22 protein-coding genes are annotated in these 26,520 nt (G+C 64.9%); 9 read left to right on the top strand and 13 right to left on the bottom strand.

The genetic code is table 11. From position 1 onward, the window contains the following. Positions 1 to 8: 8 nt before the first annotated feature. The 3 genes from ACKWRH_RS11820 to ACKWRH_RS11810 form a co-directional block, all read right to left on the bottom strand. On the bottom strand, positions 9 to 1,676 hold the full coding sequence (locus ACKWRH_RS11820) for a regulator (protein WP_445220660.1): 1,668 nt from the start codon (positions 1,674 to 1,676) through the stop codon (positions 9 to 11). Positions 1,677 to 1,680: 4 nt separating this feature from the next. Beyond that, positions 1,681 to 2,385, bottom strand: coding sequence for a cysteine hydrolase family protein (locus ACKWRH_RS11815; protein ID WP_445220659.1), 705 nt, complete (start codon positions 2,383 to 2,385; stop codon positions 1,681 to 1,683). A gap of 329 nt (positions 2,386 to 2,714) precedes the next feature. After that, positions 2,715 to 3,668 carry a hypothetical protein gene (locus ACKWRH_RS11810; protein ID WP_445220658.1) on the bottom strand — a complete coding sequence of 318 codons (954 nt, stop codon included), beginning with the start codon at positions 3,666 to 3,668 and terminating at the stop codon, positions 2,715 to 2,717. A 163-nt stretch (positions 3,669 to 3,831) separates the two neighbouring features. Here ACKWRH_RS11810 and ACKWRH_RS11805 point away from each other — a divergent pair, with 163 nt between their 5' ends. After that, a complete protein-coding gene (locus ACKWRH_RS11805) occupies positions 3,832 to 7,308 on the top strand; it encodes an indolepyruvate ferredoxin oxidoreductase family protein (RefSeq protein ID WP_445220657.1) in 3,477 nt (1,158 codons plus the stop codon). Between the two features lie 259 nt (positions 7,309 to 7,567). On the opposite strand, the gene ACKWRH_RS11800 is transcribed toward ACKWRH_RS11805, so the two are convergent. From ACKWRH_RS11800 to ACKWRH_RS11785, 4 genes are all read right to left on the bottom strand, one after another. After that, positions 7,568 to 9,292, bottom strand: coding sequence for an FAD-dependent oxidoreductase (locus tag ACKWRH_RS11800; protein WP_445220656.1), 1,725 nt, complete (start codon positions 9,290 to 9,292; stop codon positions 7,568 to 7,570). Between the two features lie 59 nt (positions 9,293 to 9,351). Continuing rightward, positions 9,352 to 10,371, bottom strand: coding sequence for a S1C family serine protease (locus ACKWRH_RS11795; RefSeq protein WP_445220655.1), 1,020 nt, complete (start codon positions 10,369 to 10,371; stop codon positions 9,352 to 9,354). A gap of 105 nt (positions 10,372 to 10,476) precedes the next feature. Then, positions 10,477 to 10,926, bottom strand: a complete 450-nt coding sequence (locus ACKWRH_RS11790) for a hypothetical protein (RefSeq protein ID WP_445220654.1) — start codon at positions 10,924 to 10,926, stop codon at positions 10,477 to 10,479. 7 nt (positions 10,927 to 10,933) lie between these two features. Further along, entirely contained in the window at positions 10,934 to 12,532 is a 1,599-nt protein-coding gene (locus ACKWRH_RS11785; protein WP_445220653.1) for a GMC family oxidoreductase, read from the bottom strand. A gap of 201 nt (positions 12,533 to 12,733) precedes the next feature. Between ACKWRH_RS11785 and ACKWRH_RS11780 the strand changes: the two genes are divergently transcribed. Continuing rightward, entirely contained in the window at positions 12,734 to 13,522 is a 789-nt protein-coding gene (locus ACKWRH_RS11780) for a thermonuclease family protein (RefSeq protein ID WP_445220652.1), read from the top strand. A gap of 214 nt (positions 13,523 to 13,736) precedes the next feature. Here ACKWRH_RS11780 and cyoD read toward each other — a convergent pair whose 3' ends face one another. The 4 genes from cyoD to ACKWRH_RS11760 are packed head-to-tail and all read right to left on the bottom strand — an operon-like array spanning position 13,737 to position 17,584. Further along, complete coding sequence (gene cyoD / locus ACKWRH_RS11775) at positions 13,737 to 14,126, bottom strand: cytochrome o ubiquinol oxidase subunit IV (RefSeq protein ID WP_247307604.1); 390 nt, start codon at positions 14,124 to 14,126, stop codon at positions 13,737 to 13,739. After that, positions 14,123 to 14,764 (bottom strand): cytochrome (ubi)quinol oxidase subunit III, encoded by a 642-nt coding sequence (locus tag ACKWRH_RS11770; protein ID WP_445220651.1) that lies wholly within the window; start codon positions 14,762 to 14,764, stop codon positions 14,123 to 14,125. The genes cyoD and ACKWRH_RS11770 overlap by 4 nt, the downstream gene beginning before the upstream one ends. Continuing rightward, positions 14,764 to 16,761 (bottom strand): cytochrome o ubiquinol oxidase subunit I, encoded by a 1,998-nt coding sequence (gene cyoB, locus ACKWRH_RS11765; RefSeq protein WP_445222375.1) that lies wholly within the window; start codon positions 16,759 to 16,761, stop codon positions 14,764 to 14,766. The genes ACKWRH_RS11770 and cyoB overlap by 1 nt, the downstream gene beginning before the upstream one ends. Further along, positions 16,751 to 17,584 (bottom strand): cytochrome ubiquinol oxidase subunit II, encoded by an 834-nt coding sequence (locus ACKWRH_RS11760; protein ID WP_445220650.1) that lies wholly within the window; start codon positions 17,582 to 17,584, stop codon positions 16,751 to 16,753. Before ACKWRH_RS11760 ends, cyoB begins: the two co-directional genes overlap by 11 nt. 234 nt (positions 17,585 to 17,818) lie before the next feature. On the opposite strand from ACKWRH_RS11760, the gene ACKWRH_RS11755 reads away from it, so the two are divergent. From ACKWRH_RS11755 to ACKWRH_RS11745, 3 genes are read left to right on the top strand one after another with little or no spacing between them, the layout of a single operon-like run. Next, positions 17,819 to 18,631: an SDR family NAD(P)-dependent oxidoreductase gene (locus ACKWRH_RS11755; RefSeq protein ID WP_445220649.1), complete on the top strand. Its 813-nt coding sequence runs from the start codon at positions 17,819 to 17,821 to the stop codon at positions 18,629 to 18,631. Positions 18,632 to 18,642: 11 nt separating this feature from the next. Next, on the top strand, positions 18,643 to 19,197 hold the full coding sequence (locus ACKWRH_RS11750) for a carboxymuconolactone decarboxylase family protein (protein WP_445220648.1): 555 nt from the start codon (positions 18,643 to 18,645) through the stop codon (positions 19,195 to 19,197). A 1-nt stretch (position 19,198) separates the two neighbouring features. Beyond that, entirely contained in the window at positions 19,199 to 19,999 is an 801-nt protein-coding gene (locus ACKWRH_RS11745; protein ID WP_445220647.1) for an SDR family NAD(P)-dependent oxidoreductase, read from the top strand. A gap of 199 nt (positions 20,000 to 20,198) precedes the next feature. Here ACKWRH_RS11745 and ACKWRH_RS11740 read toward each other — a convergent pair whose 3' ends face one another. After that, positions 20,199 to 21,539: a PQQ-dependent sugar dehydrogenase gene (locus tag ACKWRH_RS11740; protein ID WP_445220646.1), complete on the bottom strand. Its 1,341-nt coding sequence runs from the start codon at positions 21,537 to 21,539 to the stop codon at positions 20,199 to 20,201. A 236-nt stretch (positions 21,540 to 21,775) separates the two neighbouring features. Between ACKWRH_RS11740 and ACKWRH_RS11735 the strand changes: the two genes are divergently transcribed. From ACKWRH_RS11735 to ACKWRH_RS11725, 3 genes are all read left to right on the top strand, one after another. Then, on the top strand, positions 21,776 to 22,966 hold the full coding sequence (locus tag ACKWRH_RS11735) for a urate hydroxylase PuuD (RefSeq protein ID WP_441259029.1): 1,191 nt from the start codon (positions 21,776 to 21,778) through the stop codon (positions 22,964 to 22,966). A 144-nt stretch (positions 22,967 to 23,110) separates the two neighbouring features. Further along, positions 23,111 to 23,968, top strand: coding sequence for a VOC family protein (locus ACKWRH_RS11730; RefSeq protein WP_445220645.1), 858 nt, complete (start codon positions 23,111 to 23,113; stop codon positions 23,966 to 23,968). Between the two features lie 80 nt (positions 23,969 to 24,048). Further along, positions 24,049 to 24,324, top strand: a complete 276-nt coding sequence (locus ACKWRH_RS11725) for a hypothetical protein (RefSeq protein ID WP_282522712.1) — start codon at positions 24,049 to 24,051, stop codon at positions 24,322 to 24,324. A gap of 8 nt (positions 24,325 to 24,332) precedes the next feature. On the opposite strand, the gene ACKWRH_RS11720 is transcribed toward ACKWRH_RS11725, so the two are convergent. Then, the gene (locus tag ACKWRH_RS11720) at positions 24,333 to 25,367 is read right to left on the bottom strand and encodes a L,D-transpeptidase family protein (RefSeq protein WP_445220644.1); all 1,035 of its coding nucleotides are present in this window, start codon (positions 25,365 to 25,367) and stop codon (positions 24,333 to 24,335) included. Positions 25,368 to 25,545: 178 nt separating this feature from the next. Between ACKWRH_RS11720 and ACKWRH_RS11715 the strand changes: the two genes are divergently transcribed. Then, positions 25,546 to 26,493, top strand: a complete 948-nt coding sequence (locus ACKWRH_RS11715; protein ID WP_445220643.1) for a lytic transglycosylase domain-containing protein — start codon at positions 25,546 to 25,548, stop codon at positions 26,491 to 26,493. Positions 26,494 to 26,520: the final 27 nt, after the last annotated feature.

Below are 26,520 nucleotides of genomic sequence, written 5' to 3'. Positions count from 1 at the left end.
CGCCCAACCTACTCCGCTGGCGCCGCGTGCATCTCCGGATGCGCGGCATAGTTCTCGGTGGAGCCGAGCTTGCTGGCCGCGAACAGTCCGGCGGCCACCACGGCGTAGGCGAAGGCGACCGCGGGCGTGACGCCGAAGCCGCCACCGATCCCCACCGCCTCACCATGCATGAAGCCGAAATAGGTGAGCACGGCACCGACCAGCGCGAAGGCCGAGGCCTTCTCGAAATCGCGCTCGATGATGAAGACGCCGATCGCACCGAGGATGAGGCCGCCGAGGATGGAGCCGCCACCCATCACCTCTAAGCCGTGATAGAACACGCCCTGCTGCGGCAGCGCGGCAATCGCGGCAGCCTTGACCGCGTCGGCCTTGTCGGCGGCGAGACCGCCGACCGAGGTCGCCGCCATCATGGTCGAGCCGAGCATCGTGTCGATCTGGAGCTTGGCCCAGGCGGCAAGATGCGGCGTCAGCGCCAGCACGATCGCGGGCGCGTGCTTGACCGGCGTGGTCTGGAACGCCTGCGCGCCGATCAGCATACCGATATAGAGCAGGATCGGCGAGATCGCGACGACGGGCACGAGTGCCAGCAGCACCGAGATGATGCCGAACCAGGCCAGCACCACCACCATGATGCCGGTCGCAGCCGAATAGCCGATGCGACCGCCCATCGCCTTCCAGCCGGGATGACCGATATAGACGGCGTTGATGAAGGGGTTGCCCATCAGGCAGCCGATCAGGCTGACGACGCCATCGGCGGTGAGCACCCGCGTGGTCGGATATTCGTCGCCGGCCGCTTCCGCGCTTTCGACATTGTCCATGGCCTCGACGAGGTCGTAGATGCCGAACGGAATGGCGGTAACCAGGATGATGCCGAGGAACTCGAAGCCCGAGAAGACATAGCCCACCGCCGGAATCGGCACCGAGAAGCCGAAATTGGCAAAGGCTGCGCCGACGCCCGCGATGCTCAACCCACCGAGGCCGAGCCCGAAAAGGTTCGAGCCCCAGGCGATGACCATGCCGACCGCGATGGCGACGAGGCCCGCGGGAATGCCGCGCCAGTATTTCACGCCGCCGAACCAGCTCACCAGGATGATGGCGAAGCAGACGAGGCCGATCTGCGGCGTCATGTACATCTCTAACGCCGGTCGCATCGAGATGAAGGTGACGGAGACGCCGGCAAGCGTGCCGAGCAGCGCCGCGCGCGGCGTGATCTTGCGGATGAACGGCGCGATGAAGCCGCCGATCATCAGGATAAAGCTCTGGAAGAACACCCAGACGAGGCCGGCCGACCAGCCCTTGAGCGGATCACCGGTCTTGATCGTGATCGGCAGCATGATCACGAAGGTGACGATGAACATGTGCGGTACGCTGACGCCCGAGGGCAGTGCGCAGACATCGTTGCGGCCGGTCTTCTGCGCCAGCCGATAGGCGAGATATGCGTAGTAGAAGGTGGAGAGGCACATCATCAGCCCGAGCGCGGGCAGGATGCGGCCGAACACGAGACTATCAGGCATCTTCAGGACGAAGCGCAGCAGGCCCGTGAGCACCAGCATGTTGACGAGAATGTTGGTGCCGAAGCCGAAAAACGCGTTCCAGTCGCCCGATGTCCATAGTGCCGGCTTGAACTCGGACTTGCTCAGATCAGATTTGCCGGCCGTCCCCGTCAATGTGCTCATGATGCTACCCCTGTGTGGTCGAAGTCTTCATTGCCTCCAAGACTGCGGCTGAGTCCGCGACCCAGCCGAAGATGCCGCCCTGGGCCTTGATCATCTTCAGGCCCATCTCGTGAAATTCGGGGAAGTAGGATGCGCAGCCGTCCGAGATGACGACGCAGCGATAGCCACGGTCATTGGCCTCGCGCACGGTGGTGTTGACGCAGACTTCCGTTGTAACGCCGCAGACGAGCAAGTTCTCGATGCCGTATTTCTCCAGCACATCCGTGAGCTCGGTGGCGTAGAACGCACCCTTGCCGGGCTTGTCGATCACGACTTCGCTGTCGAGCGGATAAAGCTCGGGGATGATGTCGTGGCCCGCCTCGCCGCGAATGAGAATGCGCCCCATCGGACCGGGATCGCCGATCCGCAAGGACGGCGCGCCACGTTCGACTTTTGCGGGCGGCGCGTCGGACAGATCGGGCAAATGCCCCTCGCGCGTGTGGATCACCAGCATGCCGATGTCACGCGCCATCTTCAGCACCGCGCCGATCGGCTTCACCGCGCGCGCGAGCTGGCTGACATCGTTGCCCAACGTCTCGCCGAAGCCGCCCGGCTCCATGAAATCCCGCTGCATGTCGATGATGAGAAGTGCGGTGGCAGGCCAATCGAGCCTGATCGGCTCGGGCTCGGCGCTGATGACGCCCTGTGTCGGCTTGGTCGAGTTCAACATGACTCAAGGCCCCCGCGAGAACTCTCTTCGTCAGGAGTTCTGCAAGCGCCGTGCCATTGTGTACAATTGAGATCGAGAGGACCGCGCGAGGAAATTTGCAGCGCTGTCAGAATGTTATCGGAAAGGCACGCGCCTGCTTATTCGCTGTGCGACGACTTTGCGACGTGCATTTGCTTAAAGGATGAGCGCTCTCCGTCGTCGTCATTCCGGGGGCGACGCGAAGCGTCGAGCCCGGAATCCATCGGGCTGCAGCACGCGAGGTGAAATGGATTCCGGGCTCGCGCTACACGCCCCGGAATGACGAGGGAGTGTGTGGCGACGCCTTGCCCCTACCGCCCCGCGCCGTACAGCTGCCGATACTCCATCTCATACGGCGCATACGAATCCTTCAGCGTCGCCATGTTGAGCAGCATGGTCGCCACTATCGCGCCCGTATTATCGAACACGCGCGTCTTCACCCAGGCGCTCTCGGTGCGGCGGCTGCCGGAGAGCGCGACAACCTCGCGCTCGACTTCGTACGCCTCGTCGACGAAGAGCGGTCCCTTGATCAGCCTGATCTCCTGGTCCGCGAACAGGCCGACCGCCGGCCCCTTCGCCGGCAGCGGATCGTCCTTGGAGCGGTACTGGAACAACACGCTCAGCATCTCCATCGGGATGATGGGCTTGCCCCAGGGATTGTCCGCTCCGGAATAATACGGCGAGTTCTCGGTGATGACCGCGAGCTTCTGCCGGAGGGAGAACGGATAGAGGTCGCCCATGTTCTGGTCCAACGCCATCCGCACCGTCTGCCGTCTGCTGGTCTGGGCTACCTTCACATCGCGCAGGATCACGGGAACAGTGAGTGGCTTAAGCTCGGTGAGGCGCGCCTCGAGCGCGGTTGCCGCATGAGGGTCGCCAACCGACGCCGTGCCGCGCAGCACCTCGATGCCGTCGCGCTTGACCATCTGGATCTGGCACTGGCTCGTGCCGGGCAGCGGCTTCGACATGATCGCCTGCACCTCCTCGCCTTCGAAGCAGGCGTTGCGGTAATGCGCAGACAGGCAACCGCTCTCGAACCAGGCATCTCCCCACAGCCGCGCGCCGAGCGGGGCGAACTGGCTGAAATGCGTCGGGCCTTCGATGGTGCCGCCCTTGAAGCCGAGCTTTTGCGCCGTGGCATCGTCGTGGATCGAGGCGTGCGCGTCGTAGACTTGTGCGTGAAGCATCTGGCGCGGCTGGCGCCACGGGCCAATCAGCGCCTCGGGCGTCTCTGTAATCTCGGTGTCGAATGCGTTTGCAGCCATGGTGTCCTCCACAGGCAGCCATGACTAGCAGGAGCGCCACGGATGCGGCTAGCCGTATTGACTTCGCCGGCCCATGCTCTTGACTGTCACAATTCGCGTCGCGCCGCCGCTATCCCTCCCGCAGCGCACCCCCCACGCCGAACGAGAGACGAGGACTCCTGAAATGACGCTGATGCAGGTCGAGCTGGACGACAAATACCGGCTCGAATCGAAGCGGATCTTCCTGTCCGGCACGCAGGCGCTGGTTCGGTTGCCCATGTTGCAGCGCGAACGCGACCGGCTTCAGGGGCTCAACACAGGCGGTTTCATCTCGGGCTATCGCGGTTCCCCGCTCGGCATGTACGACCACGCGCTGTGGCGCGCGAAGTCGCACCTCCAGCAGCACGACATCGCCTTCGTCCCCGGCCTTAACGAAGACCTGGCAGCGACCGCCGTCTGGGGCAGCCAGCAGGTCGGCCTGTTCCCCGGCGCCAAGGTCGATGGCGTGTTCGGCATCTGGTACGGCAAGGGCCCCGGCGTCGACCGCTCGGTCGACGCGCTCAAACACGCGAATGCGGCCGGCACCTCGCTCAATGGCGGCGTGCTCGCGCTTGCCGGCGACGACCATGGCTGCCAGTCCTCGACGCTGGCGCATCAGAGCGAACAGGTGTTCGCGGCGGCGCTGATCCCCGTGATCAATCCGGCGACGCTGCAGGACTATCTCGATCTCGGCCTCTACGGTTTCGCGCTGTCGCGCTTCTCCGGCTGCTGGGTCGGCTTCAAGGCGATCAGCGAGACCGTGGAAAGCTCGGCCTCGATCGACAGCGATCCCGAGCGCATCCAGATCAAGCTGCCCGATGATTTCGAGATGCCGCCCGGCGGCCTCAACATCCGCTGGCCCGATCCGCCGCTGGACGCCGAGAGGCGCCTGTTCGGCCCGAAGATGGCCGCGGTGCAGGCCTTCGCCCGCGCCAACCAACTCGACCGCATCGTGCTCGATTCAAAACCCGCGCGGCTCGGCATCGTCGCGACCGGTAAGGCCTATCTCGATCTGCGCCAGGCGCTGGCCGATTTGGGCATTACCGACAGGGACGCGCAGGATCTCGGCCTGCGTATCTACAAGGTCGCGCTGACCTGGCCGCTGGAGGAGAGCGGCGCCAGGCGTTTCGCGGAAGGTCTGCAGGACGTGCTGGTGGTCGAAGAGAAGCGCGGCTTCATCGAAGACCAGCTGATGCGCATCCTCTACAATATCGATGCGTCGAAGCGGCCGACCGTCACGGGCAAGCGCGACGAGCGCGGAGCACCGCTGCTGCCGAGCGAGGGCGAGCTGACGCCGACCATTGTCGCGGGCGCGCTGGTGGCACGCTTGCGCAAGCTCGGGCATCACAGCCCGGTGCTGGAGCAGCGCCTCGCGCGGTTAGAGGCGTTCGACAATCCCGTCACCGCCACCACGCAGATCAAGCTCGCGCGCACGCCGTTCTTCTGCTCGGGCTGCCCGCACAACTCCTCAACGCGCGTGCCCGAGGGAAGCCGCGCCATGGCCGGCATCGGCTGCCACGGCATGGCCCTGAGCATGCCGACCCGCCGCACCGATCTGATCTCGCATATGGGTGCCGAGGGCGTGAACTGGATCGGCCAGTCGCCGTTCACCACCGAGAAGCACATTTTTCAGAATCTCGGCGACGGCACCTATACCCATTCCGGCCTGCTTGCGCTACGCGCGGCTTCCGCCGCCGGCATCAACATCACCTACAAGATCCTCTACAACGACGCGGTCGCGATGACCGGCGGCCAGCCGGCCGAAGGCGCCTTCAACGTCGCGCAGATTGCGCACCAGGTCTGGGCCGAGGGGATCAAGCGGCTGGCAATCGTATCGGACGATCCGACGAAGTATCCGGAAAGCAACTACTTCCCGCAAGGCGCGACCATCCATCACCGCCGCGAGCTCGATGCCGTGCAGCGCGAGCTGCGTGACATCAAGGGCCTCACAGTCGTGATCTACGACCAGACCTGCGCCGCGGAGAAGCGCCGCCGCCGCAAGCGCGGGCTCTATCCCGATCCCGCCAAGCGTGCCTTCATCAACGAGCTCGTCTGCGAGGGCTGCGGCGATTGCTCGCAGGCCTCCAACTGCGTCTCGGTGCAGCCGCTGGAGACGGAGTTCGGCCGTAAGCGCCAGATCGACCAGTCGAACTGCAACAAGGACTTTTCCTGCGTCGAAGGTTTTTGCCCGAGCTTTGTCACCGTGCATGGCGGCAGCCTGAAGCGGATGAAGACGTCGGCGGTCGATTCCGGGCAGTTGTTCGCCGACCTGCCGCTGCCTCCTGCCCGCGAGCTCGACGCGCCATACAACATCCTCGTCACCGGCATCGGCGGCACCGGCGTCATCACCATCGGCGCGCTGCTCGGCATGGCGGCCCATGTCGACGGCCGCGGCTGCTCGGCGCTCGACTTCACCGGGCTGTCGCAGAAGAACGGCGCGGTGATGAGCCATGTGCGCATCGCGCAACGGCCGGAGGATATCTCTGCCGTCCGCATCACCACGGGCGGCGCCGACGTCATCCTCGGCTGCGACATGATCGTCTCGGCAGGTCCCTCCGCACTCAGCCGCGCCGAACGCGGCGTGACCAAGGCCTATATCAACGCCGACCTGCAACCGACCGCGAGCTTCGTGCAAAACCCCGATCTCGATTTCGAGATGGGCACGATGCAGACCGTGCTGCGTGACGCCGTCGGCGACACGAACCTCGACATCATCGACGCGACAGGCATTGCCTCGGCCCTGATGGGCGACAGCATCGCGACCAATCCCTTCATGCTCGGCTTCGCCTTCCAAAAGGGCGCGATCCCGCTGTCGCTGGAGGCTCTGCTCCGCGCCATCGAGATCAACGGCGCGGCGATCGAGATGAACAAGCTCGCCTTCACCTGGGGACGGCTGGCCGCCCACGACATGTCACGGGTGCGCAGCGTACTGCAGTTCAAGAGCCGGGCGTCCGCGCCGACGAAGTCGCTCGACGACGTGATCGCGACCCGCGCGGAGTTTCTGACCGGCTATCAGGACAAGGCCTACGCCGACCGTTACCGCGCGGCCGTCGCCAAGGTGCGCAAGGCGGAAATGATCGCCTCGCCCGCCTCCACGGAGCTGACCGAGGCCGTGGCCAAGAACCTGTTCAAGCTGATGGCCTACAAGGACGAGTACGAGGTGGCGCGGCTCTACACCGATGGCAGCTTTGCCAAGAAGGTGTCGGAGAAGTTCGACGGCGACTTCACGCTGAAGTACCACCTCGCCCCACCGATCTTCGCGCAGCGCGACAAGACCACCGGCCATCTTCAGAAGAAGGAGTTCGGCGGCTGGATGGTCCACGCCTTCCGCCTGCTCGCCAAGTTGAAGTTCTTGCGCGGCGGCGCGTTCGACCCGTTCGGCCGCACCGAGGAACGCCGGACAGAACGGAAGCTGGTCGCGGATTATCTCGGCATGATCGACCAGCGGATTGCCGGGTTGAAGGCGGAGCAGATCCCGCTGCTGGCGCGGATCGCGCGCGTGCCAGAGACGATCCGCGGCTTCGGGCATGTCAAGGAAGCCAACATCAAGCTCGCGGCAGCCGAGACGGCGCGGCTAGAGGCCGAGCTGGAGAACAGCCGCTTTGCGGCGGCTGCGGAGTAGCGGTTAGCGCCCAAGCTCTCTCCGCGTCATTGCGAGCAGCAAAGCGACGAAGCAATCCAGAGTCCCTCCGCGGAGACAGCCTGGATTGCTTCGCTCCGCTCGCAATGACGGAGATTGTGGGACGAGCTCGCCACACACTCAGCGTCATCGCCCGGCTTGACCGGGCGATCCAGTACTCCGAGACAGTCGTGGTTGAATCGATAGGCCGCGGCGTACTGTCATGCCCCGCTCTCGCGGGGCATGACAGCGGAGAGGATGGCTACACCGACGCTGCGACCACTCCGGCTGCAACAGCCGCCCCCTCCGCCAGATGCCGCCCCGCGATATACCCGAACGTCAACGCCGGCCCGAGCGTGATCCCCGGCCCCGGATAGTTGCCGTTCATGATCGAGCCCATGTCGTTGCCGCAGGCGTACAGACCCGCGACCGGCATGCCGTCCTCGCGCAGCACGCGCGCCTGGGCATCCACCTTCATGCCGATGGCCGTGCCGAGATCGGCCGGATGGATGCGCATCGCGAAGAACGGCGCGCGGAGGATCGGCGCGACGCAAGGATTGGGCTTGTGCGTGGCATCGCCGAGGTGGCGCTGATAGATGGTGCTGCCGCGACCGAATTCGGAATCGCGGCCCTCCTTCGCATCAACGTTGTAGCCTGCGATCGTCGCCGTGAGCACAGACGGATTGACGCCGATCTTCGCCGCGAGCTGCGCGATGTCGGGAGCCTTGAGCAACTCGCCGCTCGCCACGCAGCGCCGGAGGTTGAGCGTAAACGGCTTGATGCGACCGAGGCCGTAGCTCCATAGGAACTGACGGTCGCAGACGAGATAAAACGGCCGACCCGGCTCGCCATTGCCGTCGCGCAACATCGCCAGCACGAACTCATGGTGGGACAGCGCCTCGTTGACGAAGCGACGGCCGGCCGCGTTGATGGCGATCACGCCGGGCTTGGCGCGGTCGGTCACCGTATGCGGAAAGACGCCGCGGCTGCCGTCGGCGCGACGGAACAGCGAGGCCGGCGTCCAATAGGCCGGACTCGTCGCCTCCGTGTTGAGCGCGGCACCGGCCGTGGTCGCAAGCCGGAGCCCGTCGCCAGTGCCAGCGGTGCTGGCCGCCGAGACGAAACCGGCCGTGGCCGGGAAGAAGCGTTTGCGCAACACAGCGTCGTGCGAAAAGCCGCCGGTAGCAACCACCACGCCGCGGCGCGCGGTGATCAGGCGGTCACGCGAGCCGTGGCGGATGACAACGCCGCCGACGCGATCGCCCTGCATCGACAGGTTCTCGACATCGGCGCAGAAGAGAATCTCGACCTGCCGCGCCAGCAACGAGGTATAGAGCCGTGCCGCGAGCGCGTTGCCGAGATGCAGCGTCGTGCCGCGCCGATTGCGCAGCCGCTGCAATGCGTATTCGGAAACCAGCTGCGCCGCGCGCAGGGTCGAACGCAACGATTTTCCGGCCCGGCGCAGATGCGGGATGTCGAGGCGATTGACCATCATCCCGCCGAACAGCGTGAGCTCCGGCAGCGGCGCGCGCAGCCGCGCGAAAGGCGCGCCGAGCCGAGTGCCGTCGAACGCGACCGGCTCCAGCACGCGCCCGCCTGATGTCGCGCCCAGCCGCTCCGGATAGCAGTCCGGACAGGCTTTCACCGGCTGGAGGCGCACTTCCGTGTTGGCTTCGAGATAGGCGAGCGCCTCCGGCCCGCGCGCGAGGAAGGCGGCGCGCAAGCCGGCATTGGCAGGCTCCGGCACCGTGCTCGACAGATACCGGACCGCGTCCGTGATGCTGTCGGACAGCCCTACGTCCTTCATCTTGGGATTGGCGGGAATCCAGACCATGCCATCGGACCACGCCGTCGTGCCACCGACAAAGGCCGTCTTCTCGATCACCAGCACGCGCAAGCCTTCAGCGGCGGCAACGGCCGCAGCCGTCATGCCACCGGCGCCGGCGCCGACGACAATGACATCGTAGGTCTCATGCGCCGGCATCATGCGGCAAGGGTCCGGGAACGAGGCATGACACCGTCATACCTCGCCCGGAGGCACCAACGCTAGCGCGCCGGCTTGCGCTCGATCGGGTCGATATCGATCGCCCGCAGGCGGCCGAGCCGCAGCACGTCCATGGCGAGCCGCCGGCCGATCCGGTCGCGGTCCAGCACGCGGATCAGATCGTCGACGCCGTTGATATCGACGCCATCGAGCTTGATGACGACGTCGCCGGGCAACAAGCCCGCCTTCGCCGCCGGTCCGTCAGGCTCGATCTGCATCAAGAGTGCGCCCATCTTGTTGTCGACACCGGCCACTACCGCGTGCCGCCGCGGCACCGGTGCAGTCTGCCCGGCGACGCCGATAAAGGCGCGGCGGACATAGCCGTGGCGGATGATCTCCGACAGCACGAACTGCGCGGTGTTGCTGGCGACCGCGAAGCAGATGCCCTGCGCGCCATTGATGATGGCGGTGTTGATGCCGATCACCTCGGCATTCGACGACACCAGCGGGCCGCCGGAATTGCCGGGGTTGAGCGCAGCATCGGTCTGGATCACGTCCTCGATGGTGCGCCCGCTCACTGAGCGGATCGAGCGCCCCAGCGCCGAGACCACGCCGGCGGTCACGGTCGACTCGAAGCCGAGCGGATTGCCGATCGCGATCACGAGCTGGCCGCGCCGCAGGGTCTTGGAGTTTCCGAGCGCGGCATAGGGCAAGTCGCGCACGCCGTTGGCGCGCAGCAGCGCCAGGTCGGTGTCGGGATCGACGCCGAGCACCCGGGCATCGCCGACGTTACCCTCGACGTCCCGCAGCCGGATCTCCTTGGAGGAGCCGACCACGTGGCTGTTGGTGAGGACGAGCCCGTCCGGCGAGATCACGATGCCGGAGCCGAGCCCACCGCGCTCGCGGCCGTTCGGCACCTTTGGCCCGGTCTCGACGCGCACGACGGCGGGACCGACACGGTCGGTCACGTCGATCACGGCATTGGAATAGGCGTCCAGCAGGGCCCGGTCATCGACCGGAGCAGACGCTGTCGCTCGCGATGACGCGGCGTCATCGACGATGTCTGAGGTAAAATCCAGCATGGCAAGAGTCCTTGAGGCTCACACAGATGGTGGCCTGTTCCCTCCCGCGCAAGGGACCCGCTTGGGGCGCAAGGCTGGGCTGCCAGCGCTTGACTACCAAGGTGGCTAGGGCGCGCGTCGCAGCGTGCCCGCCCTCGCCTTGACCGGGTCGAGCAGCGACCAGTCGCCGTCCGGCAGTACGTAGCCCTTGGGGAACGGCGCGCGCAGCTCGAGCCCAAGCGAGCGTAGCACCCGGTCGTCGCGGTAGTAGCATTGCAGGACGACGCGGACGAGCGTTGCGGCGGCCGCGCCGCCGGAACTCCGGAACTCCTGCGCCACCGCATCGCGCCTGGCGGCATCGAGCTCTGCGAGCGGTTGCCCTGCGAGCCGGGCCAGATGGTCCAGCGCCGCCCCCACCAATTTGGTGTCGCGACCCAGCGTCGTCAGAATATCGGTCTGGATCGCGGGGTCGTCGGCGCCGGGCACCTTGTACTCGTCGCTGGCGGGCACGATCATCGCAGCGATGGTGCGGAGATCGTTGCATTGGGCGCGGGTGAGTTGATTGTCTGCGGACATGGCGGCCTCAGTCGAACAGATTGGCGAGGCGCTGCTTCATCTGGTCGGCGATGTAGAGCGCGAGAGCCTGGATGGTGGACGTCGGGTTGACGCCGCCCGAGGTGACGAAGATGCTGCCGTCGACGATGAAGAGATTTTTCACGTCGTGCGTGCGGCCCCATTCGTTGACGACGGAGCGTTCGGGGTCGGTGCCCATCCGCGCGGTGCCGAGCAGATGCCAGCCGCCCCACGGGATCGGCGAGTTGACGCAAATGTCGGTCGCCCCCGCCATTTCGAGAATCTCCCGGCCACGCGCGAGCGCATGCTCCATCATCTTCCGGCTGTTCTCGCTGATCGTGTAGTCGATCTTCGGCGCGGGAATGCCGTGGCTGTCCTTCATGACAGGATCGAGCGTGACGCGATTGTGCTCTTCCGGCAGATCCTCGCAGATCGCGGAGAATCCCAGCCGATGGCCATTGAGCTTGCGGAAGACGCGGTGATGATCCGCGCCCCACGGCAAAATGCCCTTCTGTTCGCTGACGACAGCCTCGAACACCGGTCCCGCCCCGCGCACGAACTGGACGCCGTAGCCGCGCACGAAACCGCGCGACAGGTCGGTGTCATACCACTCCTTGCTCCACAGGCAGGTCGGCGGCGCGCGGTTGCTGTCGGTCGACTCCTTCACATAGCCGTAGATCTGCGCATAGGGGTGGAACATCAGGTTCTTGCCGACCAGGCCCGACGAATTGGCAAGACCGTGCGGGAAGCGGTTGGATGCCGAGTTGAGCAGCAGCCGCGGCGTGCCGACGCCGTTGCAGGCGATGATGACGACATGCGCCGGCTGGAACTGCTCGACGCCGTCCTTGTCGTAATAGACCACGCCCGAGGCCATGCCGTTCTCGTCGGTGGTGATCTCCCGCACCCGGCAATGCGTTCGAAGCTCGACGCCGGAACGGATCGCCTGCGGCCAATAGGTAATGTCGGTCGAGGATTTTGCGCCTTGGGCGCAGGCTGGCGTGCAATGGCCGAGATTGATGCAGCGCGCGCGGCCCTCATAGTCCGTGGTTGCGACCGTCGTGTCCGACGGCCACCAGTGCCAGCCAAGCTTGTTCATGGCCTTGCCGATGATGGCGCCGGACAATCCAAGCGGCTGTTGCGGCATCGGCGGATGCGTCAGCGGCGACAGCGGATCGCCCGACAGGCCTGACGTGCCCATGATGCGGTCGTTCTCTTCGAAGAACGGCGTCAGCGCGTCGTAGTCGATCGGCCAGTCGTCGGCAACGCCGTCGAGCGTCTTCACCTTGAAGTCGGAGGGATGCAGCCGCGGCCAGTGCGCGGTGTACATCACCGTCGAGCCGCCGACCGCGTTGTAGTTGACCACCTTGATCGGCGAATTGTCGTCGTTGATCGGATAGTCCTCGGGCCGGCCGCGGACATTCGGGCTCGACGACCACTCGCCGTAGAACTTGGCCTCCCAGTCGCGGCCCGTGCTCGGATATTCCGCCGGGTTCATCCAGCCGCCCTGCTCCAGACAGAGGATGTGCATCTTGGTCTCGGCCAGCGACCACGCGATCGCGGCACCTGAAGCGCCGGCGCCGATGATCAGGACGTCCACGGGGTCTTTCATCAAAACTACTTCCTCCCGCCCCCGCCGCTTCAAGGGCGATTCGGCCTACGCAGGTTTTTGATCGTGCCGAACGATAGGGGCAGACCGGCCGGTCAGTAAAGGCTGGTGCGCGAATGTCGCACTTCGCAGGGCGCAGACCATTGGTATCGCGACTTCCGGATGCTAGGAACGAGGCGCCAGAGCAATCGATAGCGAGACGTTATGTCCTTTAGGAATTCATTTGCCGCCGCCCGCGCCTTCGCGCTTGTTTCGTTTCTCGCTCTGTCCGGGTTTCTGGCCTCGTCCGGACCGGCCTCCGCGCTGACGGCGGCCGCGACCGTCCGGGACGCCAATTCGATCCAGCTCGGCGACGTCACCTACCGCCTCGACGGCGTCGACGCGCCCGAACTGGACCAGGTCTGCATCGACGATCACGCCGATCCCTGGACCTGCGGCATCGAGGCCCGCGACCAGCTGGCGAAGCTGATCAACAAACGCAGCGTACGCTGTGACGATGTCGGGCCGGAAAAGAGCTTCGGCAAACGGCACCGGGCGATCTGCACGGCCGAGGGCGACAAGGTCTCGTTGAACGAGCAGCTGGTCAAGCTTGGCTATGCCATCGCCCGCGAGCCGATCAAGGCGAACGTCAAGCCCGCCGCGGCCGATGCCAAAACCGCGTCGGCCGGCATCTGGAAGGGCTGCTTTGTTGCACCGCAAGAATTCCGCATGGGCAAGAAGGACGGCACGCTGCTGGGTGCCGCCTGCCGCGCCGACCGCGACAAGGAAATCCGCGCGGCGCTGTTTCCGGAGGAGCTGACCATGCCGCCGAGTTGCAGCATCAAGGGCAAGCTCGCCGTGCGCGCGCGCGTCACCGGCAATATCGGCATCTATCACTTGAGAGGCTGCCCGAGCTATCCCGCGACCACCAAGCCGGACCGCTGGTTCTGCTCGGAGGACGACGCGCAGGCCGCCGGCTTCCGCAAGGCCTACAATTGCCGCCGGCCGAAATGAGGAAGCCCGTCACGAGCATGTGAGCGGTAGCCGGAGACAGTATTGATCCGGAATTGAACTCTCTCGGTGGTTGCTACATCTAATATGTACGCAAGCGCTTTGCGCGAGCGTTCCTTGGCAGCAATCCGGCTTCGGTCCGATTGCTTTGCTCGGGCGTTTCCTCCCTAGACTTGGGCCGCTTGTCACAACAAGCGGCTCTTCTTTTTTGTGCGCCCTATTTCCGCATCGGCATGATCTGGTCCATCGGCGGCATGTTCGCGTTCAGATGGCCCATGATCCAGACGGTGCCGCCGACGACCAGGAAGACGACCAGAAGGCCGAAGGCGAGCGCCAGCACGTTGTTGGTGTTGTCAGGCCCGGTCGTGATGTGCAGGAAGAACACGAGGTGCACGCCCATCTGCGCGATCGCCAGCACGATCAGAGCGACGGGGATGGACGGCTGCCAGACCAGGTCGGTTCCGGCGATGAAGAACGAGGTTGCCGTGAGCACCAGCGCGAGGCCGAGCCCAACGACATAGCCGAGCACCCGCTCGCCGACGCTGTGTTGCTCTTCCTCGCCCGGTGCGAGATCGTGTCCGGTCCGCACATGCGTCTGATCGCTCATACGGCGCTCCCAAGCAGGTAGACGACGGAGAAGACCCCGACCCAGACGATGTCGAGCGCATGCCAGAACAGCGCAAAGCACATCATCCGGCGCAAGACGTCGGCGCGAAAGCCCTTTGCGAACACCTGGGCCATCATGGTGAGCAGCCAGAGCACGCCGGCGGAGACGTGCAGGCCGTGGCATCCGACCAGCGAGAAGAACGAGGTCAGGAACGCGCTGCGCGACGGGCCATAGCCGCGTGCGACGAGGTCGGCGAATTCGCGGAACTCGATGGTGAGAAAGATCAGTCCGAGCACGCAGGTCACGGCCATGCCGAGATAGAACCAGAACCGGTTGCGCACGTCGGCGGCAATGCTGGCCATGCCGCAGGTGAAGCTCGACAGCAGCAGGCAGACCGTCTCGATTGCTACATTCCTCTGCTCGAAGATCTCCGAGCCGCTGGGGCCGCCGGCGGTCTGGCCGGACAGCACCGCATAGGCAGCGAAGAAGCAGGAGAACATCACGATATCGGAGAGCAGGAAGACCCAGAAGCCGTAAGCGGTCACGATGCGCTTCGACGCCGGGCCTGGATGCTCGACGACGAGCCCGATGTGGTGGGGGTCGGCATGCGTGCGGCCGGCGGTCGCCGTCATCGACATCAGAGCGCTCCCGCCATGCTGACGAGGCTGCGCCGTTCCTCGAGATTGATACGGTCTATCGCTGCGACCTCGTCGGCCGGAATGACGTATTCGTCATGGTCGCGCCAGGCGAACACGACGAAGGTCGCGAACGCGCCGATGCCGCCCAGGATCACCATCCACCAGATGTGCCAGATCAGCGCGAAGCCCATGATGGTGGCGAAGAACGCGCAGACGAAGCCGGTCGGCGAGTTCCTGGGCATCTCGATATCCTGATACTCCGGCCGATCATGCTCGAGCTGCTGCTTGGCATGGGCCTTCTGATCCCAATAAGCATCCTCGCCGCGCACATCCGGATAGAAGGCGAAGTTGAACACGGGCGGCGGCGACGAGGTCGCCCATTCCAGCGAGCGGCCGTCCCAGGGATCGCCGGTGCGATCGCGCAGGGCCTCGCGGTTGCGGATGCTGACCACGAGCTGCGCGATCTGGCAGATTACGCCGATCGACAGCACGGCCATGCCGGCGGCCGCCACGAACATCCATGGCCGCCAGGCCGCGACGTCGTAGTGCTGCAGGCGCCGGGTCATGCCGAGCATGCCGGCGACATAGAGCGGAATGAAGGTGACGTAGAAGCCGAGGAAGGTGAACCAGAACGCCGCCTTGCCCCAGCGCTCGTCGAGACGAAAGCCGAACGCCTTCGGGAACCAGTACTCGAAGCCGGCGAAGGCGCCGAACAGCACGCCGCCGATGATGACGTTATGGAAGTGCGCCACCAGGAACATGCTGTTGTGGAGCATGAAGTCGGCCGGGGGCACAGCGACCAGCACGCCCGTCAGCCCGCCGATGATAAAGGTGACCATGAACCCGACCGCCCACAGCATCGGCGTCGCAAAACGGATGCGGCCGCCATACATCGTGAACAGCCAGTTGTAGATCTTCACTCCCGTCGGTATCGCGATGATCATGCTGGCGATGCCGAAGATGGCGTTGACGTCGGGGCCGGCGCCCATCGTGAAGAAATGGTGCAGCCAGACCATGAAGGAGATGACGCAGATCGCCATCGTCGCAAGCACCATCGAACGATATCCGAACAGCGCCTTGCCCGAGAAGGTCGAGACCACCTCGGAGAAGATGCCGAAGGCCGGCAACACGAGGATATAGACCTCGGGGTGCCCCCAGGCCCAGATCAGGTTCATGAACATCATGACGTTGCCGCCGGCTTCATTGGTGAAGAAGTGGAAGCCGAGGTAACGGTCGAGTAGCAGCATCGCGAGCGTGGCGGTGAGGATCGGAAAGGCGGCGACGATCAGGAGATTCGAGGCCAGCGTGGTCCAGCAGAACATCGGCATGCGCAGATAGTTCATGCCCCTGGTGCGCAGCTTCAGCACGGTGGTGACGAGATTAATGCCGGCGACAAGCGTGCCGACGCCTGAGATCTGGAGCGACCAGGCATAGTAGTCAACGCCCACGCCCGGCGAATAGACCAGTCCCGACAGCGGTGGAAAGGCCAGCCAGCCTGTGCGCGCGAACTCGCCGATCACGAGCGAGAGATTGACCAGCAGCGCGCCGGTCGCGGTCAGCCAGAAGCCAACGGAATTGAGCGTCGGAAAGGCGACGTCGCGCACGCCTAACTGGAGCGGCACGATCAGGTTCATCAGCCCGATCACGAACGGCATCGCCACGAAGAAGATCATGATGGTGCCGTGAGCCGAGAAGATCTGGTTGTAATGCTCGGGCGGAAGATAGCCTTGCGACTGGAAGGCGACCGCCTGCTGGATCCGCATCATGATGGCATCGCTGCCGCCGCGGAGCAGCATCACCGAAGCCAGCAGGATGTACATCACGCCGATACGCTTGTGATCGACGCTGGTGATCCATTCGTGCCAGAGATACGGCAGATGCCCTTTCACGACGACCCAGATCAGCACGCCGAGGATCGCGACCAGCACTACGGCACCCGCGACGAGGGGTATCGGCTGGTCGAACGGAATCGCCGACCAATCGAGCTTACCGAGCATCATGGCCTCCACTGTGCGGCCTGCCGGCATCGGAGAGCAGCTCCGGGCCGGGCCCTGGCGGAATGTGCTGGGTTGCGATCAGGTCGAACAGCCGGGGATCGTCCAGGCGAAAGGTCAGCCTGCCCCTCTCGATGCCCTGCTGCATCAGCTTCGTGTAGCTCTCCTCGTTCAGCACCGCATCGGTCTTCGCCGTGGTCGCGACCCAGTCCGGGAAGGCGAGCGGCGAGATCACGTTGACGTCGAACATCATGTCGGGAAAGCCGTCGCCGGAGAAATGCGCCGACAGACCCTGCAACTTGCCCTCATTGTCGGCGCGCAGGTTCAATCGCGTCACCATGCCGTTCATGGTGTAGATCATGCTGCCGAGCTGCGGGATGAAGAACACGTTCATCACGCTCGACGACGTCAGCTGGAAATTCAACTCGGCGCCGGCCGGCACCGTCAGCGTGTTGACGGTGGCGATACGCTGGTCCGGATAGATGAAGAGCCATTTCCAGTCGAGCGAGACCGCCTGGATGCGGACCGGACTGCCGGTGCCCGGCACGGGCGCGGCGGGATCGAGCTGGTGCGAGCCGATCCAGGCGACGCCTCCGAGCAGGATCACGGTGAGCGCCGGGATCGCCCACACCACCATCTCGACGCGGCCGGAATAGACGAAGTCAGGCTGGTAACGTGCTCTCGGATTGGACGCGCGAAACCAGAACGCAAAGGCCAAAATCGCGAAAATGGTCGGGACCACGATCACGAGCATGATGAAGACGGAATCGACCAGGATGGTGCTGTTGGCGGCAGCCACCGGCCCTTGTGGATCGAGCAGATTCATCGGCAAGCCACTGGCGATTGGGAAACCCCAGGCGAGAGCCTAGCGCGGAAAAGCCCCCGCAACAAACGCAAGCTCGGCAGAACGGTTCCGCGATACGCCCGCTTAATTGCGCGCCCGTGCCGCCCGGCGGCATGCAATTCCATGCGATGTCAATGACATCTGCGCGGGACCGCCGGCCTTCTCTCCAGTCGGGGCGATTGCTAATCTGCACGAAAATAATTGGGATGAAACGACATGCAGGGCCCCGAGGACGATGCCGGTCTCGCCGGCAGGGTGGCGCTGATCAGCGGTGGTGGCGCCGCTGGCGACGGCATCGGCAACGGCCGCGCTGCAGCAATTTTATTGGCCCGCGCCGGCGCAAAAGTGCTGGTGGCCGATCGCGACCTCAAGCTCGCCGAGCGCACCGTGGAGATGATCATGGCCGAGGGCGGCACGGCGGCGGCGCATGGCGGCGACGTCACCAGCGAAGCCGATTGCAAGACACTGGTCGAGGCCGCGCTTGACCGCTGGGGCCGGCTCGATTTCCTCGACAACAATGTCGGCATCGGCAGCCGCGGCAGCGTGGTCGACGAGACACCCGAGCAGTATCGCCGCGTCATGCAGGTCAACGTCGAGACCATGTTCCTGCTCTCCAAGCACGCGATCCCCGCGATGATCAAGACCGCCAAGGGCGGCGCGATCGTCAATATCTCCTCGATCTCGGCGCTACGGCCGCGCGGGCTCACGACCTACACGACGTCGAAGGCCGCGATCATCGGTCTCACGCGCGCGATGGCGGTCGATCATGGTCGCGACAACATCCGCGTCAACTGCATCTGCCCCGGACCGATGTACACGCCGATGGTCTATGCCCGCGGCATGAGCGAGCAGGCCCGCGCCAACCGCGCCAGGGCCTCCCTGCTCAAGACCGAAGGCACCGGCTGGGATGTCGGCCACGCCGCCAAATTCCTGCTCAGCAACTTCGCACGCTACATCACCGGCCAGGTGCTGGTGGTCGACGGCGGCGTGACGCTGCAAGCGCCGGAACGTGAATCACAGGAACACTGAAAGGAACACGGATGGCCCGCCTGCCCTATCTCGAGGCCGACCAGGTCGCGCCCGAATATCGCGATATGCTCAAGCGCAACACCAACCTGCACAAGCTGCTGGTCAACTCGCCGGAGATGGCGCGCGCCTTCAACCACATCGGCGGCTATATCCGCTTCAAGAGCAAGCTCGATCCGCGCCTGCGGGAGCTTGCGATCCTCCAGGTCGGCTGGATGGAGAAGTCGGAATACGAATTCACCCACCATGTGAAGATCGGCAAGGAGTTCGGCGTCACGGACGAGGACATCGCAGGCCTGATGGCGGAGACCGAGGGCAAGCCGTCGAAGCTGGAGCCGCTCGCCAGGGCGATCCTGAAAGGCGCCCGCGAGATGGTGCGCGAGCTCGCGATGTCGGACGCCACCTTCGCAGAGATCAAGAGAGATCTCTCCGACGAGCACATGGTCGATCTCGTGCTCACCATCGCCTTCTATTGCGGCGTGGTGCGCGTGCTCGCTACTATGAAGATCGACAACGAACCGTATTACAAAGAGGTACTCCAGCAGTACCCGATCCCGGGAGTGAAGTGACATGCGCTTGAAGGACAAGGTCGCGATCGTCGTCGGCGCCGGCCAGAGCCCGGGCGAAGGCATAGGCAATGGCCGCGCCACCGCGCTGACCTTCGCGCGCGAGGGCGCCAAAGTGCTGTGCGTCGACCATCACCTGGAATCGGCGCAGGAAACCGTCGCGATGATCACAGAGGAGCAAGGCACCGCTGCGGCCTTCAAGGCCGACGTGACCAAATCCGCGGACATCGAGGCGATGGTCGCGGACGCGCAGGCGCGCTGGGGCCGCATCGACGTGCTGCACAACAATGTCGGCGTCAGCCTGTCCGGCGGCGATGCCGAGCTGCTTCAAATCACCGAGGAGGCGTTCGACCGTGTCGTCGCCATCAATCTGAAGAGCTGCATTCTCGCAGCGAAGGAAGTGATCCCGATCATGCGCGCGCAAAGAAGCGGCGCCATCGTCAACATCTCCTCGATGGCCGCGATCACCACTTATCCCTACGTCGCCTACAAGGCGACGAAGTCTGCGATGATCGCCTTCACCGAACAGCTCGCCTACCAGAACGCCGAATACGGCATCCGTGCCAACGTCATCCTACCCGGCCTGATGAACACGCCGATGGCCGTCGACACCCGTGCCCGCGAATGGTCCAAGCCCCGCGCTGAAGTCGAAGCCGAGCGCGACAGCAAGGTGCCGCTGCGCAGGAAGATGGGCACCGGCTGGGACGTCGCGAACGCCGCGCTGTTTTTGGCGTCGGACGAGGCGAGTTTCATCACGGGCGTGACCCTGCCGGTGGATGGCGGCGCGAGTGTGAGACGGGGGTAGTTGACACTGCGTTGCCTACCCTCCCCTGGAGGGGTCCGAGACGAGCGTAGCTCGCTCGTTGGTCGTTGCGCATGCAGCGAAGCGGAATGCGCAGCGGGGTGGGGTGACAGTCTCTCGGCATCGAACGCTGCCCGAGTGGAGAGATCACCCCACCCCGGCGCTTCGCGCCGACCCTCCCCCTCCAGGGGAGGGTGCAGAGTCACTTCGGTGCGCGCGTCACCCGCCAGATCGTGCCGTTACCGTCCTCCGACACCAGCAGCGATCCATCCTTCGCCACGGCGACACCAACCGGCCTTCCCCAGACCTCCGTGTCACTCACGACAAACCCCGTGACGAAATCCTCGTACTCGCCCGTCGGCATGCCGTCCTTCATCCGGATGCGGATCACCTTATAGCCGGTGCGCTTCGACCTGTTCCAGGAGCCGTGCTCGGCGGCGAAGGCCTCGCCCTGATACTCCGGCGGAAACTGCGTACCCTGATAGAACGTCATGCCCAGCGACGCCGAGTGCGGCTGCACCAGAACATCGGGCACCGTCACCTTGTCCTTCAGATCCGGCCGCGCGCCGGCGTGGCGCGGATCTTCGTTGCCGCCGATATAGAACCACGGCCAGCCGTAGAACGCGCCCTCCTTCACGCTGGTGACGTAGTCGGGCACGAGATCGTCGCCGAGGCCGTCGCGCTCATTGGTCGAGCACCAGGGCAGCCCGGTCTGCGGCTGGATCGCGAGGCCGACGCAGTTGCGGATGCCGGTAGCATAGATCTTCCGCTCCTTGCCATCGGGGTTGAAGGCGAGCACGGTGGCGCGCTCGGTCTCGCTCGCCCAGGCCGCGCCAAGCGGTTGCCCCTTTGACCACGCCTCCAACCCGCCCGGCGGCGTGCCCATGCCCTCGGCGACGTTGCTGAGCGAGCCGACCGAGACCAGCATGCGCTTGTTGTCGGGCGTGAAGACGATGTCGCGGGTGGAATGGCTGCCGTCATGCGGCAGGCTTGCCACGATCATCTCCGCCCTGCCGCGCGCCTTGAGATCGCCGGCCTGATAGGGAAACCGGACGACGCTGTCGGTGTTGGCGATATAGACCCATTGCGGATTGTCGCCGTTCGGAAAGAAGGCGATGCCGAACGGCCGTCTCAATCCGCTGGCAAACACCTCGTTGGTCGCGGCCTTGCCGCCATCCCCAGCGCGCAGCACGCGGATGGCGTCGGCCCGCGTCTCTGCGACGAAGACATCACCATTCGGCGCAACCCTCACGATGCGCGGCGCGCGCAAGCCTTCGGCGAACAGCTCGATCTTGAAACCTGCCGGCACCTGGGGCGTGGCCTCCGGCGGCCGCGACGCCACGCGCGCGGTGCTCGCAACCGACCGTGACGCGCCGGGCCTGACGAGATCCTGCGGCCGGATCAACCTGACCGTGCCGGGCTTGTCGGCCTGCCAATCGCCATAGGCGTCCTTGCCCTGCAGAACCGGCTCGGCCTGCGCGCCGGCGGCAACCGCGACCAGCAATCCCGCAGCCGTTGCTGCGGACGAAATCCTGCTTTTCACGTCGTCTTCCTCCCAGCCTGCGCGTCCTGAACGTCGACGCTTATAGGTCCGCAAATGTTCTGCGGCAGTTCAAACGCCTGCCGAATCCCACGTCAGCTCATGCCCGCACGATGTGCATCAGCCGCGGCCCATCGTACTGGAAAATGCGGCAGATCGGTGCGACACATTGTAAGGGCGCGACCGCCGGTTGCGGTCATCAAAGCTGCGGCATCCAGGTCGCAATTGATGGGGTGATCATGTGGGGATCCATCATATCGGAATGGGCGAGCCTGCTGCTGCGCTGGCTGCACGTGGTGGCGGCGATCGCCTGGATCGGCAGCTCCTTCTACTTCATCGCCCTCGATCTCAGCCTGAAGCCGAAGACTGACCTGCCGGACGGCGTGCAGGGCGAGGCCTGGCAGGTCCATGGCGGCGGCTTCTACCGGATCATGAAGTATCTGGTGGCTCCGAGCCAGATGCCGGAGGAGCTGACCTGGTTCAAATGGGAGGCCTACACCACCTGGCTGTCCGGCTTCGCGCTGATGGTGGTGGTGTACTATCTCGATGCCGACCTGTTCCTGGTCGACAAATCGATTCTCGACCTCACACCGATCCAGGCCGGGCTGTTCAGCTTCTGCAGCCTGGCTTTGGCATGGCTGCTCTATGAGGCGGCCTGCCGCACCGGGCTTGCACAGCGCGAGCTGCCCTTTGCCATCGGCGGCTATCTGTTTTTGGTCGCGCTCACTTACGCCTTCACCCACGTCCTGAGCGGCCGCGGCGCCTTCAACCAGATCGGGGCGATCATCGGCACGATCATGGTCGCCAACGTGTTCGCACTGATCATCCCGAACCAGAAGAAGATCGTAGCCAGCCTGATCGCGGGACAGGCGCCCGATCCGAAGCTCGGCAAGACCAGCAAGGAGCGCTCGGTTCACAACAACTACCTGACCCTGCCCGTCGTCGTGCTGATGATCAGCAATCACTATCCCCTGCTTTACGCGACGCGCTTCAACTGGATCATCGTCGCGATCATTCTGGCGCTTGGCCCCGTGATCCGCCACTTCTTCAACGAGCGGCACGCGGGACGCAAATCGCCGTGGTGGGTTTGGGGTGTCGCCGCATTGGGCGTGATCGCGATCCTGTTGCTCTCCGCCGCCGGCCCCCGCGAGGTCAAGACGGGCGCGCTGTCGGCGCAGCCGACGCGCGCCAATGTCGAGGAGATCGTGATGTCCCGTTGCAGCATGTGCCACGCGGCCGAGCCGGTCTGGGCCGGCATCGTGACCGCGCCCAAAGGCATCTTGCTCGACGCGCCCGAGCACATCCATCGCAACATCCGCCTGATCGGCCGCGTGGCGGCGTGGTCCAATGCGATGCCGCCGGGCAACATCACCGATATGACCAGCGAGGAGCGCGCCATCCTCGCCGCCTATATCGAGCAGGCGCAGTGATGCGCGTCGACACCGCATTTCGCGAAATGAAATTCCGCATCCGCCCCCGATTTGAAAATGACTTGATCGCCTATCCGGCGTAGACAGGGCCAGCGGCGGCCGCTGGCGCGGTCCAAGTTCAAATTTTACTGCGGGGATAGAACAGTGGCCCTCAAGAACATCATCGGTATCGACCACGCCGTGGTCATGGTTCGGGACCTCGACAAGGCCGCCGAAAACTACAGGCAGCTCGGTTTCACCCTGTCGCCGCGCGGCACCCACAGCGCGCATATGGGCACCGGCAATTACACCATCATGTTCGACCCCGACTACATGGAGCTGCTCGGCGTGCTGGTGGCGACCGAGCACAACGCACCGGCCCGCGCCTTCGTCGACAGGCACGGCGAGGGCATCGAGCGCATCGCCTTCACGGCGATCGACAGCGCAGCCGGCGCCGAGGAGATCCGTGCACGCGGCCTGACGCCGATCGGCCCGACCGATTTCGAACGGCCGGTGACGCTGCCCGATGGCACGATCTCGGCGGCAAAATTCCGCACCTTCATGTGGCCGACCGCGGAAGCGCCCGGCGGCGTGCGCATCTTCGCCTGCCAGCACAAGACCCGCGAGACGGTATGGATTCCTGAATTGATGAAGCACGCCAATGCGGCGAAGCGGATCAAGCAGACGCTGATCGCAACGCCCGAGCCCGCGCAGGATGCGGCGCATCTCGGCCGCCTGATCGACCGCGAGCCGAAGGCGGAAGCCGACGGTGCCGTCGCCGTGCCGTCCGGCGGCGACCGCGCCGACTTCGTCTATCTGACGTTGGACCAGCTCGGCAGACGCTATCCCGGTGTGCCGCTCACCGGTCTTTCCGCGCGCGGCGGCGCGGCCCTGGTCCTCGTCAGCGGCGACCTCGCAGCCACCGAGAAGGCGTTGGGTCCGGCTGCGTTGCGCAGCGGGGCTGCGATCTGCGTGCCGCCGGCCAAGGCCAACGGCACCCTGCTCGCCTTCGTTGCCGGCTGATTTGAACTAATTCTTTAACAAGCGTTTACCGGGCAAGCACTAGGATTTTCGGGCTTTCCACGCCGCCCGAGGCCAAGCGCATGTTCAAAGAGGAATCGCCGATCGCCTATGACGCGCCGGCCGAACTGAAGAAGTGGCCGTCGCTGAAAGGCGAGAGACAGAAGCACCGCGGTCCGCCCTATCTCGTCTACAACGGCACGCTCGCCGACTGCGTTCGCGTGCTCATGGATAAGCCGATCAAGGGCATCTCGCTCTACGACATCATGACGAAGCCGCAAGCAGCATTCGACCAGACCGTGCTGTCGCCCGGCGATGCCGCCGAGATCGCGATGCGCAAGGATTTTCCCAAGGACTAGTTCAAGGACTAGTTCGAGGCGCGCTTGCCGCCGGACTTCCCGTGCTGCTTCGACGAGGATTCGGTCGGCGCGTCCAGGAAGACGACCGGCGTACCGCGCTTGACGTTGTCGCCCAGCATGCGCACGTCCCAATTGGTCAGTCTGATGCAGCCGTGCGATGCGGACTTGCTGACCTTGTCGGGCTCCGCCGTCCCGTGGATGCCGTAACCCTGCGCCGACAAGCCGATCCAGTATGCCCCGACCGGATTGTTCGGCCCCGGCTCGACGTCGAACGGCGCCTTGGACTTGACGTTGTGGAATTTGTAGTCGGGATTGTAGTGGTAGGTCGGCTTGTCGCTAGTGCTGGTGACCTTGAGCGTGCCGCTCGGCGTCGGGCGATCCGGACTGCCGATTGACGCCGGATAGAACGCGAGCAGACGGTCGGATCGGTCGAACGCCTTCAATGTCCCATTCTTCTTGTCGACCTCGAGCCGCGCAATGCGTGGCAGCTCCCGCCGCGCCGAAACGTTTGCAACGATGATCGTCTCGCCAGCCTTGTCGAAGGACTTGCCCGGATTGAGCGTCCGAAGCAGATCCTCGCTCATGTGGAATTTCTCGGCGAGCCCCTCGAGCGGGCTGGTGTAGCTCAGCGCCTGCAGCGACTTCATGTCCTCCAGCTTGCCCGGCAGCACCTTCAGGAACGGTCCCTTCACATCGGCATCGGCGATCTTGTAGTCGACGACAACAGGCCCCTCGCTCGCCGCGCTCAGCCTGTCCCAGAACTCCTGCGCTATTCCCTTGTCGGATGCGATACCGTTCTGCTCGGCGAATGCCTTCAGCGCCTTTTGCGCGTTCTCGCCGAGCTTGCCGTCGATCTCGCCGGGCGAGAACTGCGCACGGTCCAGCATGACCTGAAGCTTCACCACGGATGCGTTGACCTTGTCGGTCGCAGGCTGCTTTGCGGGACGCGCGGCGTCGTTCACCGCGGTGGCATCGAGATTGTTCGCGAGCGCCGGACAGATCACCCACAGCGTCATCACCGCACCGAGCATCCATCGCGTCATGTCGCTCGTCCCATTCTCAAATGCTCCGCAAAGCCGCGGAGAGTTTCGCTGCGGGAACACCGTAGTAACACCGACGGAACCGGCGAGACCGCAGCTTTGCCGCAATCGGACGGTTAACAACTCCTTATTGCCGGCGCAGCGCCGGTCGTTCATCCCACAGTTCGAGGTTGTCCACGCAATGCGATTTGTCGTCGCGGCCTGCGCCGCGTTTCTGATTCTGATGTGCGACCTCGATCCGTCGGCGTCCCGGCAAACACCAAGCTTCGATCACGCTGTTCTTCAAAACACCCAAGCCTCGCCACTTGTTCCTGTGGTCGAGCTCTTCCTTGCCAGCGTGCAAGCCATCGAGCTCGCCAATGCGCGCGCGGCCTATGACGAGACGCCCGAGCCGCCGCGCGTCGCCGACACGGCCGTGCAGGCGCCGGTTTCGCCGACCGAACGGTTCTGCCACGCGCTTCGTGAAGCCGCCGAGGCGAGCGGCATTCCGGTGCCGTTCTTCGCGCGCTTGATCTGGCAGGAGAGCCGCTTCAAATCGAACGAAGTCAGCCAGGCCGGCGCGCAGGGCGTTGCGCAGTTCATGCCGGAGACCGCCGCCGAAGTCGGGCTGGACGATCCCTTCGATGCGATGAAGGCGCTGCCGGCGTCGGCCAGATTCCTGCGCAAGCTCCGCGACGATTTCGGCAATCTCGGCCTTGCCGCGGCCGCCTATAACGCAGGCCCCGGCCGGATTCAGAAGTGGCTTGCCAGGGAAAGCGAGCTGCCGCGTGAGACGCGCGACTATGTCCGCATCATCACCGGCACCAAGGCCGAGGACTGGACCGAACGCGCGGAGGCGCTTGCGATCCGCATCGACCTGCCGCGCGAAGCCCCATGCGAAGGCATCGGCAGTCTCTCCAAGACAAAGGACGTCGCCTGGGTTCCGGTGAACCTGACGGCTTCAGCTGCCACCATCATTCGCAAGGGTGAACAATTTGCGGCGCGTTTGACGGCCAGCCGTGCGCGCAAGCGGCTTGCATCCTTGATCCGGAAGACCAGGCACGGCAAGGCGCGCGGCATGATCGCAGCGCGCGCCGCCGGAAAGAGCGCGAAGGCCCGCGCCGTGCGCCTCGCATCGAGCGAGCGCTGATCCACCACCGCAAGCAGATCCTCTCGC

The organism is Bradyrhizobium sp. Pa8 (assembly GCF_052588265.1).
The sequence above is the reverse complement of the archived record's forward strand: the minus strand, read 5'-3'. Positions and strand labels throughout refer to the sequence as shown.

Bases quoted from the DNA above. Each gene is read 5' to 3' on its own strand.
- ACKWRH_RS11815 (WP_445220659.1), bottom strand. From the start codon at position 2,385: ATGTTGAACTCGACCAAGCCGACACAGGGCGTCATCAGCGCCGAGCCC.
- ACKWRH_RS11785 (WP_445220653.1), bottom strand. From the start codon at position 12,532: ATGAAAGACCCCGTGGACGTCCTGATCATCGGCGCCGGCGCTTCAGGT.
- cyoD (WP_247307604.1), bottom strand. From the start codon at position 14,126: ATGAGCGATCAGACGCATGTGCGGACCGGACACGATCTCGCACCGGGC.
- ACKWRH_RS11800 (WP_445220656.1), bottom strand. From the start codon at position 9,292: ATGATGCCGGCGCATGAGACCTACGATGTCATTGTCGTCGGCGCCGGC.
- ACKWRH_RS11750 (WP_445220648.1), top strand. From the start codon at position 18,643: ATGGCCCGCCTGCCCTATCTCGAGGCCGACCAGGTCGCGCCCGAATAT.
- ACKWRH_RS11715 (WP_445220643.1), top strand. From the start codon at position 25,546: ATGCGATTTGTCGTCGCGGCCTGCGCCGCGTTTCTGATTCTGATGTGC.
- ACKWRH_RS11760 (WP_445220650.1), bottom strand. From the start codon at position 17,584: ATGAATCTGCTCGATCCACAAGGGCCGGTGGCTGCCGCCAACAGCACC.
- ACKWRH_RS11810 (WP_445220658.1), bottom strand. From the start codon at position 3,668: ATGGCTGCAAACGCATTCGACACCGAGATTACAGAGACGCCCGAGGCG.
- cyoB (WP_445222375.1), bottom strand. From the start codon at position 16,761: ATGCTCGGTAAGCTCGATTGGTCGGCGATTCCGTTCGACCAGCCGATA.
- ACKWRH_RS11745 (WP_445220647.1), top strand. From the start codon at position 19,199: ATGCGCTTGAAGGACAAGGTCGCGATCGTCGTCGGCGCCGGCCAGAGC.
- ACKWRH_RS11755 (WP_445220649.1), top strand. From the start codon at position 17,819: ATGCAGGGCCCCGAGGACGATGCCGGTCTCGCCGGCAGGGTGGCGCTG.
- ACKWRH_RS11805 (WP_445220657.1), top strand. From the start codon at position 3,832: ATGACGCTGATGCAGGTCGAGCTGGACGACAAATACCGGCTCGAATCG.
- ACKWRH_RS11725 (WP_282522712.1), top strand. From the start codon at position 24,049: ATGTTCAAAGAGGAATCGCCGATCGCCTATGACGCGCCGGCCGAACTG.
- ACKWRH_RS11795 (WP_445220655.1), bottom strand. From the start codon at position 10,371: ATGCTGGATTTTACCTCAGACATCGTCGATGACGCCGCGTCATCGCGA.
- ACKWRH_RS11780 (WP_445220652.1), top strand. From the start codon at position 12,734: ATGTCCTTTAGGAATTCATTTGCCGCCGCCCGCGCCTTCGCGCTTGTT.
- ACKWRH_RS11720 (WP_445220644.1), bottom strand. From the start codon at position 25,367: ATGACGCGATGGATGCTCGGTGCGGTGATGACGCTGTGGGTGATCTGT.
- ACKWRH_RS11790 (WP_445220654.1), bottom strand. From the start codon at position 10,926: ATGTCCGCAGACAATCAACTCACCCGCGCCCAATGCAACGATCTCCGC.
- ACKWRH_RS11770 (WP_445220651.1), bottom strand. From the start codon at position 14,764: ATGTCGATGACGGCGACCGCCGGCCGCACGCATGCCGACCCCCACCAC.
- ACKWRH_RS11820 (WP_445220660.1), bottom strand. From the start codon at position 1,676: ATGAGCACATTGACGGGGACGGCCGGCAAATCTGATCTGAGCAAGTCC.
- ACKWRH_RS11735 (WP_441259029.1), top strand. From the start codon at position 21,776: ATGTGGGGATCCATCATATCGGAATGGGCGAGCCTGCTGCTGCGCTGG.